General features: G+C 66.2%; 14 protein-coding genes and 1 tRNA gene. 4 read left to right on the plus strand and 11 right to left on the minus strand.

Annotation, left to right across the window (positions count from 1 at the left end; genetic code table 11):
• Window positions 1-52: 52 nt before the first annotated feature.
• Entirely contained in the window at window positions 53-499 is a 447-nt protein-coding gene (locus tag BLT36_RS06450) for a VOC family protein (RefSeq protein WP_092093066.1), read from the minus strand.
• A 10-nt stretch (window positions 500-509) separates the two neighbouring features.
• Window positions 510-1,004, minus strand: coding sequence for a MarR family winged helix-turn-helix transcriptional regulator (locus tag BLT36_RS06455; RefSeq protein ID WP_092093069.1), 495 nt, complete (start codon window positions 1,002-1,004; stop codon window positions 510-512).
• Between the two features lie 80 nt (window positions 1,005-1,084).
• Here BLT36_RS06455 and BLT36_RS06460 point away from each other — a divergent pair.
• The 3 genes from BLT36_RS06460 to BLT36_RS06470 all read left to right on the plus strand — a co-directional run bounded on the left by BLT36_RS06460 (window position 1,085) and on the right by BLT36_RS06470 (window position 2,343).
• Window positions 1,085-1,156 (plus strand) — tRNA-Gln (locus BLT36_RS06460).
• Window positions 1,145-1,576 carry a cation:proton antiporter domain-containing protein gene (locus tag BLT36_RS06465; RefSeq protein ID WP_302847114.1) on the plus strand — a complete coding sequence of 144 codons (432 nt, stop codon included), beginning with the start codon at window positions 1,145-1,147 and terminating at the stop codon, window positions 1,574-1,576. Before BLT36_RS06460 ends, BLT36_RS06465 begins: the two co-directional genes overlap by 12 nt.
• Before the next feature lie 35 nt (window positions 1,577-1,611).
• A complete protein-coding gene (locus BLT36_RS06470) occupies window positions 1,612-2,343 on the plus strand; it encodes a DUF4396 domain-containing protein (RefSeq protein ID WP_092093074.1) in 732 nt (243 codons plus the stop codon).
• 29 nt (window positions 2,344-2,372) lie between these two features.
• On the opposite strand, the gene BLT36_RS06475 is transcribed toward BLT36_RS06470, so the two are convergent.
• The 7 genes from BLT36_RS06475 to BLT36_RS06500 form a co-directional block, all read right to left on the minus strand.
• Complete coding sequence (locus BLT36_RS06475; RefSeq protein WP_217638264.1) at window positions 2,373-3,659, minus strand: ArsB/NhaD family transporter; 1,287 nt, start codon at window positions 3,657-3,659, stop codon at window positions 2,373-2,375.
• Window positions 3,656-4,150 (minus strand): CBS domain-containing protein, encoded by a 495-nt coding sequence (locus BLT36_RS06480; RefSeq protein WP_092093077.1) that lies wholly within the window; start codon window positions 4,148-4,150, stop codon window positions 3,656-3,658. The genes BLT36_RS06475 and BLT36_RS06480 overlap by 4 nt, the downstream gene beginning before the upstream one ends.
• A gap of 33 nt (window positions 4,151-4,183) precedes the next feature.
• On the minus strand, window positions 4,184-4,468 hold the full coding sequence (locus BLT36_RS06485; RefSeq protein ID WP_092093080.1) for a YrhK family protein: 285 nt from the start codon (window positions 4,466-4,468) through the stop codon (window positions 4,184-4,186).
• 314 nt (window positions 4,469-4,782) lie between these two features.
• Window positions 4,783-5,034: a helix-turn-helix domain-containing protein gene (locus BLT36_RS19165; protein WP_368086365.1), complete on the minus strand. Its 252-nt coding sequence runs from the start codon at window positions 5,032-5,034 to the stop codon at window positions 4,783-4,785.
• Window positions 5,035-5,163: 129 nt separating this feature from the next.
• Window positions 5,164-5,556: a hypothetical protein gene (locus BLT36_RS06495; RefSeq protein WP_139166394.1), complete on the minus strand. Its 393-nt coding sequence runs from the start codon at window positions 5,554-5,556 to the stop codon at window positions 5,164-5,166.
• Window positions 5,557-5,680: 124 nt separating this feature from the next.
• On the minus strand, window positions 5,681-5,857 hold the full coding sequence (locus tag BLT36_RS18655; protein ID WP_175529516.1) for a hypothetical protein: 177 nt from the start codon (window positions 5,855-5,857) through the stop codon (window positions 5,681-5,683).
• Between the two features lie 190 nt (window positions 5,858-6,047).
• Window positions 6,048-6,545, minus strand: a complete 498-nt coding sequence (locus BLT36_RS06500) for a hypothetical protein (protein ID WP_092093088.1) — start codon at window positions 6,543-6,545, stop codon at window positions 6,048-6,050.
• 940 nt (window positions 6,546-7,485) lie between these two features.
• On the opposite strand from BLT36_RS06500, the gene BLT36_RS18330 reads away from it, so the two are divergent.
• On the plus strand, window positions 7,486-7,842 hold the full coding sequence (locus BLT36_RS18330; protein ID WP_139166395.1) for a hypothetical protein: 357 nt from the start codon (window positions 7,486-7,488) through the stop codon (window positions 7,840-7,842).
• A 61-nt stretch (window positions 7,843-7,903) separates the two neighbouring features.
• Here the strand turns inward: BLT36_RS18330 and BLT36_RS18660 are convergent, their stop codons facing one another.
• The gene (locus tag BLT36_RS18660) at window positions 7,904-8,041 is read right to left on the minus strand and encodes a hypothetical protein (RefSeq protein WP_175529517.1); all 138 of its coding nucleotides are present in this window, start codon (window positions 8,039-8,041) and stop codon (window positions 7,904-7,906) included.
• Between the two features lie 56 nt (window positions 8,042-8,097).
• Window positions 8,098-9,096 (minus strand): AlbA family DNA-binding domain-containing protein, encoded by a 999-nt coding sequence (locus BLT36_RS18335; RefSeq protein ID WP_139166396.1) that lies wholly within the window; start codon window positions 9,094-9,096, stop codon window positions 8,098-8,100.
• Window positions 9,097-9,167 lie beyond the last annotated feature (71 nt).

The following is a 9,167-nucleotide window of genomic DNA, read 5'->3' on the forward strand; positions in this document are numbered from 1 at the left end:
GCCGGTTCCGGTTCCGGTTCAGGTTCGGGTTCGGGTTCGGGTTCGGGACCTGTCACTCCGTGTCGGAGGGTTGCGCATCGGCGGGGTCGCCGCCACCGGGGTTCGCGACGACCTCCCACAGGTGCCCGTCCGGGTCCTGGAAGAAGCCGGAGTACATGCCCCACGGCCGGGTGTACGGCGCCGCGAGCATCGTCGCACCCGCCGCCCGCGCCCGTTCGAGGAACGCGTCGGCTGCCGCACGCGAGTCGACGAAGTGCCCGATCGTGCTGCTCGGCGAGGTGCCCGGCTGCACGCCCGAGTCCTTCGCCAGGTCGTCTCGGCCGTAGACGCTCACGATGAGGCCGTCGTCGAGCGTGAACATCGCCGTCGTCCCGCCCGCGTCCGTCTCGGTCGCGGCGTACTCCGTGCCGATCACCCCGCTGCCCTCGACGCCGAGCAGCGCGCGGTAGAACTCTGCCGATCGTGCGACGTCGGCGATGGCAAGGGTGATCGCGTGCATGCGCCGCAGACTAGTCCCCGAGCCCCAGGATGAGGCGTCGGAGGAGGCCGGACAGCTGGTCCTGCTCGGCGTCGGACACCCCCGCCAGGATGTCCCGCTCCGCCGCGAGCAGATCCGCGATCGCCGCGTCGACGGCTGCGCGGCCCTCGCTCGTCAGGGACACCAGGATGCCCCGGCCGTCCCGCGGGTCGGTACGGCGGGCAACCAGCCCACGTGCCGCGAGCCGGTCCACCCGGTTCGTCATCGTGCCGCTCGACACCAGCGTCTGCTGGAGCAGGGTCTTCGGGCTCAGCTCGTACGGTTCGCCCGCCCGCCGGAGCGCCGACAGGACGTCGAACTCCCACGGCTCGACGTCGCTCTCGTCGAACGCCGCGCGACGCGCACGGTCGAGGTGTCGGGCGAGCCGGTCCACCCGGGACAGCACCTCGAGCGGCCCGAAGTCGAGGTCCGCGCGCTCCCGTCCCCACGCAGCGACGATCCGGTCGACCTCGTCCTCCTGGGGCATCCCACCATCTTGGCCGAACTCGGGCGTGCACGGCCAGCCTCGCCGGTCATGGGAGGATGGTGGGGCGCCTCCGAGCGCGTTCCGCCTTGGTGTAATGGCAGCACGACGGCCTTTGGTGCCGTTAGGTCCGGGTTCGAATCCTGGAGGCGGAGCTCCGGGAGTTCGGGGAAATCATCAGCGAGATCGTGAAGCTCCTCGCCATCCTCGTGTTCAGCACGCTGATCAGCCCGGCCGTCCTCGGAGACGTTGGTGTCCTCGGTTACGTGTTCGCGGTGCTGCTCCTGGTCCTGGCGCGGCCGCTCGCGGTCGAGATCGCGCTCGTGCGGAGCGGTTTGGAGCGGTGGGAACGGTTGACGGCAGCGTGGTTCGGACCGAAGGGGTTCGCGAGCGTTCTGTACGGGCTGCTGGTGCTCGGCAGCGATGTCCCGGATTCTGACCGGCTCTTCCACGTGATCGTCGTCGCGGTCGTTCTGTCGATCATCGCGCACTCGTCGACGGACGTCCCGATCGCGGATGCATTCGCCCGTCGGGCGGACCATGACGAGCGCCCGCAACCCGTTCTTCGACACTGAGAAACAGGTCACAGATGCCTTGATTGCCTGGCTGCATGAGCACGCCGGAACTCACGACGACCGACTTCCCGTCGACGCTGACCTCGATCTGCGTCGTCCTGCTGGTGCTCGCGGTCGCCTGCGCCGTGTTCGTCGGCGCGGACTTGCTCCGACGACCGCAGCAGATGGCCGTGATGAACGCGGTGTGGCCACTCACGATGCTCTTCGGAAGCGTCGTGTGGCTGCTGTTCTACCTCCGCGTCGGCCGAGCACCCCGCCGCGAAACGCGCGCGTCCGACTCAGGACACGGCCGGTGGACGAGCGTCGCCATCGGCACCAGCCACTGCGGCGCCGGGTGCGCCATCGGAGACCTCGTGGGCGAGTTCGCACTCGTCGCGGTTCCCGCGCTCGGCGCAGTTGTCGGGCTCGGCACCCTTTACCAGGATCGCGTCTTCGCCGGGTGGATCATCGACTTCGTCATCGCGTTCGTCGTGGGCATCCTCTTCCAGTACTTCTCGATCGCACCCATGCGCGACCTCTCCCTCGGAGCCGGGATCCTCGCGGCCCTGAAGGCGGACACGCTCTCCATCACCTCGTGGCAGGTCGGCATGTACGGGCTGATGGCGATCGGCCAGTTCGCGGTGCTCCCAGCGGTGCTCGGCGGGCGTGCATCGGTGCTCACTCCCGAGTTCTGGGTCCTCATGCAGCTCGCGATGATCGCGGGGTTCGCCTGCTCCTACCCGGTCAACTGGTGGCTCATCCACCGCGGCATCAAGGAAGCCATGTGACGTGGCGTCCGAACCGGTCCTCCCCGGGGTCAGAGGAAGTAGCGGAGCCAGATGTAGGGGAAGCAGAGCCCGACGGTCACAGCGGTAACGACGATGCCGTACTTCGTGAACTCCCAGAACGAGATGTGGTGGCCGTTCCGCTTCGCGATGCCGATCATCACCACGTTCGCGCTCGCGCCGACGGCGGTCAGGTTCCCGCCCAGGTCCGCGCCGAGCGCCAGGGCCCACCAGAGCGGCCTGGCGTCTGCCCCGCCTGACTGGACGATGTCGTTCGTGAGCGGCGCGAGGGTGGCGACGAACGGGATGTTGTCCACGATGCCGGAGAACAGTGCGGAGCCGAAGAGCAGGACGGCGGAGGCGCCGAAGTAGTTCTCGCCGACGGTTCCCTTGGCCGCCTGGCCGATGGTCTCGATGACGCCGAGGTTGACCAGGGACCCGACCATGACGAACAGGCCGGCGAAGAAGAGCAACGTCTCCCACTCGACGTCGCCGAACACACGCTTGGGCTCGAGCCGGGCGAGGAGCACGAGCAGTCCCGCTCCGAGCAGCGCCACGATCGCGGGTGCGAGGCCGGTGAGGGTCGAGGTGACGAACCCGACGAGCACGAGCCCGACGACGACGAGTGACTTGACGAGGAGGCCGCGATCGCGGATCGCCTCTCGTTCGTCGAGCGCCATGACCCGTTCCGCCCGTGCGGCGTCGTAGGCGAACGTCGAGCGGAAGAGCACTCGGCAGAGGCCGATCAGCACCGCGATCAGCACGACGATGATCGGTGCGAGTTCCGTGATGAAGTCGTTGAACCCGATGTCCCCACGGCTGCCGATGATGAGGTTGGGCGGATCGCCGATAAGGGTCGCCGTCCCGCCGATGTTCGACGCGAACACCTCGGCGAGGAGGAACGGGACCGGCGACTTCCCCAGTCGTCCCGCGACGAGCAGCGACACCGGTGCGACCAGGAGGATCGTGGTGACGTTGTCGAGGAACGCGGACAGGACCGCGGTGATCACGATGAGCATCACCATGATCCGGAACGGTCGCCCCTTGGCGAGCTTCGCGGACCCGATGGCGAGGTACTCGAAGAGTCCGGTCTGGCGCAGGATGCCGACGATGATCATCATCCCGAGGAGCAGGAACACGACGTTCCAGTCGATCCCGGTCTCCTCGGAGAAGAACACCGCCGCGTCGTCCGTGGCCCCGATCAGGACCATCAGCGCCGCGCCGCCGAGGGCGACGAGGACCCGGGGCAACTTCTCGGTGGCGATGAACACGTACGCGGCCACGAAGACCGCGATCGCCAGGACAATCTGCACGCTCACGCGCGGGGCTCCGATCCGTCGTGGCCCGCCTCGTCCCAGCACCGTACGAGGCCGTCCAGGACCGCAGGCAGCGTGACGAAGGACGGTTCGCTCCGGGACCGCCCGCCGATCAGCGCCACCTGGGTCCCAGCGTCGGCCATCCGTGCTGCGACCTCCACCAGCCCGGCGTCGGGCGGCACGACGAGCACCGGCCGGACCGTCACGGTCTCGTCGTCGACGAGGTCCCCGATCGTTCGTCCGGACAGTGCCTCGAAGAGGTCGTCGACGCCCGTCTCACCGAGTGTGTTCGCGAGTGAGAGGTCATCGAGGAGGTAGCCGGGCAGCATGAACCGCAGGACGTCGAGCGACGACACCACCTCGGACGGCCGCTCCCCGTCCTCCGCGATCACCAAGCCGAGGAGGCCGCGCTCGGCGATCAGCCGGACGGCCTTCGTGGCCGGAGTCCCGCGGTCGAGCACGACCAGGCTCGTGGCGATATCCGATGCACGCATCGTCTGCTCCTCTCGTCATCGCTCCGTCCGCGTTCAGAAGTCCCGAGCGGACTCGGCGGGGCGTCCTCCGGATACCCTTCCGAGGTGTACCCGGCGGGACAGGCGGATGACCGGCCGGACCAGCAGCTGCACGCTCCCCGCCAGGAACAGCCACGTGCCGACGGTCGTCGTGCTGTCCGAGAAGAACAGGATGCTGCCCACCACGAACCACAGCGCGACCATCACGTCGTTCACGATGCTGACCGTCTCGTAGACACCCCGGATCCGGAGTTCTTCCCGCCCGACCCGCAAGGTCACGTCCTCGTCATCGCTGGCCATCCACCGAGTCAACCAACTCGACGTCGACCCTGGACTCGGCTTCACGCACTCGCTCCGCCGAGCAAGACGGACGCCCCTTCTCGTTGACGTGCTGCTCGAGGTCATCACGGATCTGCTCCGGGGACCAGTTCGGCACCAACCGAAGGTCGACCTGCAGAGCAAGCTCCAGCGGTCGATCCTCCGCAGTTTCGGGCGCCGAGCTCGTCCCCGGCATTGATTTTCCGCGGAGCACGGCCGGTAGCTGCCGCCGGCCGCGGCGTTCCTTGTCAGCTCTCGGCTGATCGTCTATGGTGCCCGACCGAGTGCTTCCGCGATCACACGAACGCTCGCGCCGCGAGACGAAGGTCCGCGAGCTGGAGCCGCCCTTCATGGCTCAGGCGCCGGTCCGAGCGGGGCTTGTGGGCGAACGGATTCCGTCCGCCGGCTGCTTTGACCCATCGGTATCCCTGACGTCGGTCCACGCCGACAGCATCACAGGCCGCCGTGCGCCCAAGGCCCTGTCTCAATAGCTCCCAAAACCGCGCCTCTCGAGCACGGTGTTCCAGCCTGAATCCCGTCTGCAGCACTCCGATTCACGGTGGTGTTGCAACGACCGGCTGAACCCAAGGATCGGCTACCGAACGTTGCCTCAGCCGATGGTGGTCGTTCCGGTAGGGGATGGTCGACGAGGCTGTCGCAGCGGTGACCGCCTGACGTCACCCGGCGAGGACGCCGACGCCCACCAGGGCGGCCAGGACGCCGAACACCACGAGGACCCCAGCGACGACGAACGTCACAAGCGCACTGGCGCTGCCCGGCTGGCTCCTGAGCGTCACGACCGCGAGCGCGACCGGGCCGGCGGCGCCGACCAGGCCGGCTACGAGCGCCGTCCACGCCCACCCGTCGTAGGCATCCGGATCTCCGACGCCGGCTCCTGCCCCGGCGAAGGCAACGAGCGCGCAGAAGCCGGCGCCGAGCACGCAGCACGCCGCCAGGACGGCCGCGACGGCGATCCCCGCGACGGACGGGCCAGTCGAGGCGGTCCATGCCCGTATTGCTGCATCGAGCTCGTCCTGGTCGTGCTGCTCGTCGTGTCGTCGCTCGGCCACCACCGCATGATCCTGGCACGAGGGCAGACGGCTCGACGCCCGGAGAGAGCATGATCCGCCTCCAGGCGTGGAGCAATCACGTCCGGTAGACGATCCTTTACGGGGCAGTGAGCAGAACATCCGTCTAGCTGCTGCGCTTCTGCTTCCGCCCGAAGTCGACCATGACGGCTCCGGCAGCACAGATGACCGCGTCCACTAGTCCGATCCAAAGCCCCCACTGATGGCTGAAGAACCAGACGGCGATGGCCGCGACCACCCCGACCAAGCCCAGGACCGCGACGATTCGACCAGCCGTCTGCATGACTTCAAGCTAGCGGTGATCGCCACAAGTTTGAGTGGGCGGCGTGGCCGTGGAGTCTGTGTCCCGATATCCGGTCGTTCGACGGGCCGCAGCTCGTCGCGCTGGTGCGATCGCCGACCCAACGTCGTTCGTCTCACTTGCCGATCCGCGACCGGTCACGAACCAGTGGCCGGCTAAAACGCTTCAAGGCTCATAACTGCGCTGCCTCACTCGAGTCAGGTTCAGCCACCCTCAACCACTCTGCGCGCTCCTTCTCGCGCCTCCTGAGCTGGAGGGCCCCGACGATGGCTCCGAGAACGCCAAGCACAGTGATTGCGACGATCGTCGCCCAAGTCGCCCCTACGCGGGGCTGTCCGACTTCGTCTGTGAGGGCACGGCTGAAGAACGCATTGGTAAGAACGAAATACACCCAAAGCAGCATTCCGAGGCTCGCGATGCGGAGTGCCCACGCATAGAATAGGACGCCGCGCTTCTGAGGTGCCCGGTACTGCCGGTTCACTCGCCGCGACAACGCGGTTTGTAGCCACAACAGCTCGGCTCGGCCCTCGAAGTCGTCCCCGGCATCCTTCAGCACGGCGGTGACTCGCTCGAGCTGTCGCATCGCGCTCTGCTCTCGAGCTATCCCCCATGCACCGAGAGCGGCCGTCACGACGACGGCGGCGAACGGTGCCATCACTTCCCAGTTCACACGCATTCCTTTCGTCGCGGCTAGAAGTGTATTGGCTGAGACTGCTGCGGGAACCCTTTGAGCAGTGGTGACGTGCAAGAGCGACGACCAGCGACGCCTCGGAGGTCACACGCGAGAAGACCGAGAGTCAGAAGGTCCGCCGGTGCTCGCTCAAGCTCGCTGCTAGCCCGAAGCGACGGTAGTTCGCTGCGTCTCCCCGGCGGGTCGCATAACGGGCGCCGAAGATCACGGCGGCGCTGATCGCCAGCGACCAACGGACCGTCTCACTGGTCAACCCACGAGCGGACGGCCACGAAGGCGTTGCGACCGGATCCAAATTGCGTCAACTGCCGAATCAGTTCAGACGGAGCCTGACTCGTTGACTAGCCGGGCGAGTGTCTTCGAGCGTATGCGATTAGGCCCGACCTCGATCTACCCATGAGGGCGAGAAAGACGGCATCCTTCGAGATATGAAGGCCATCGATAACGCACACGAAGTTCCTACCCCGTCCGCCGAGGACATCCGCAGGATCGAGAACGTCTTGCGAGAGATTGGTGGCCCCCACGTGTCGTGGGGCGCTCAGCAGACCCTGGACGTTTGGGTGATCGAGCAGAGAGCCAAAGCAGACCGCCTAGCTGCGGATCGCTTGCGCCGATCCTCCTGGGCGCTCGTCGTCGCAACGGTAGGCCTGGTGCTCTGTACCGGAGGGTTGATTTGGGCAACGTTCGCCGCCTGAGCGTCGTCAGTCTTTGCCGGTGTCAACGACACGTCCCGCACATCGGTTACCCGGGGACGATCCTCCGATTTTGACGCCTTGGTGGTTGTTCGCTCTGTACCGGCAAACTGCGTTCCGCTGGCCGATAGACGGTGGAGAACCGGACGCTCTCCGCGATGAGCAGTCCCCTCGGTCGGCCATAACGAGGGTGGCGTCTCGGGCCCCTCTGCCATGATCATCAAGTGGTGAAATCGATCGAGGCACTGCGGATGCCTCGGCCAGGCGAACGTGCGATCGTCGATGCGCTTGCTGACGTGGCCCAAGGCGAGAGCATGAACGCTCTCCGTCAGCAGGCGGCGATGATGCTCGTTGCTGCGAATTGCGGGTGCGGATGTGGAAGCTTCAACGTGTCGTTGACTGGGCCGGTTCCGACTGCCGCCGCTGAGGAAGTCCCTACTCTGGTCAGCAGCGAGCCTGCGATCGAGGTCTTGCCTGTATTCGGTCACAGCGGCAGGCTGGCGAGTGTCGAGGTCACCTACTTCCTCGATGAAGCGAGCGGCGTTCCGGCTCCAGGCTCGTTGATGCCGGGTCCGAGCGGCTGACGCGGGGCCCGCGGAACGGTGGATTCAAGGCCGCTCAACGATCGGTGACCGGGTCTTCGAGCTACCGCTTGCGGCGCGCGAACACCACAACCCCGATGACGACGATCGCCGCGACAGCCGCAACGATCAACCAGATCGGCGCTGAAACGCCATCTTGAGAGTTGGCGCCGGTTGTGGCCAGGAAAGCGAAGGCGTTCACAGCGCGAGCCTACCGATCGGAGGCGCGGCTGGATCCGATGCCCGTAAGCCGGTCTCTTAGTGAGACAGCGAAGCCGCAGCAGCCTCTTCTAGCTGAGAGAACAAGGCCCGAAGAGCCTTTAGTCGACCGTAGGCGAGTGCTCGACTCTCGCCTGAATCACTCCCTGACGCGTGCAGACCCTCGAACACGGCTCCGTCCTTCATCACTTCTTTGGCCTGCGCGAGGGGCGCCAGCAGTACCGGATCATCAGTCAGCAACCGAATGCTTCTCGTGCGGTCCTCCATGTTCTGCGCATCGATGGCCATCGCTTTGCCGCTGTCGGTGTTGACCCATTCGATCCAATCCTTCTGGGTCCACTTGTCGCTTGAGGTCGCCATGATCAGGACCTCAGCGGCGTTCGCCCAACGGGTCGCCGCTCCGACAACCTCTCCCACGAGTTCACGGAGTCGATGGTCCCGTTCAGCACGTCGTGCAGCTTCAGCCTGCACTTCGGTGCCCTCCAGGAGACGGTCCTGAAGCATCTCCACATCCAGCCGCGTCGCCCGATTGGTTGCTCCTGGCTGCCGGACGAAGATCGTTCCCTCTTCGACGAGTGGCTTCCTACCTGACGGCTGGTAGCTCTTGTTCAAAAGCGCAATCCGGTCGCCCGAGCGCGGAGCTTCGACCGTGACCACGAGGACCTGCTGCCCATCTACTTCGATGCTTCGAGGATCCCACAGCGCCGTGGAGTTGCCGGCGTATCGGCGGATGGCGTTATGCAGTTCTGCGCTGTCGGGTACCCCCTGACCATGCAGGCTGCCCGGCTCGACGCCAACGAGGACGTACCCCACGCCATCGAAAGCGCTTCGGGCAACGTTTACGGGGCGATTTGCTAGGCCCAGGATTGCCCTGGCGATGACGAACGATGCTTCGGGCGAGGTCACATCGTCAAAGTGTGACTTCCATTCCACCGCTCGACTTTCATCCTCAGGACGCGCATCAAGAACGCTGCGGACAAGCGCCACCAACTGGTCAGGAGTACGGAGGGCACGTGAGGTGTCGATGTTGAGAGGCACCGAGCCAGTCTCGCCCACCGAGAGGGTGTCCAACAGGCGTCAAGGCCCCAGCCCGAGAATTCCGAGGCGTA

The organism is Curtobacterium sp. UNCCL20 (genome assembly GCF_900101675.1).
Taxonomy (GTDB): domain Bacteria; phylum Actinomycetota; class Actinomycetes; order Actinomycetales; family Microbacteriaceae; genus Curtobacterium.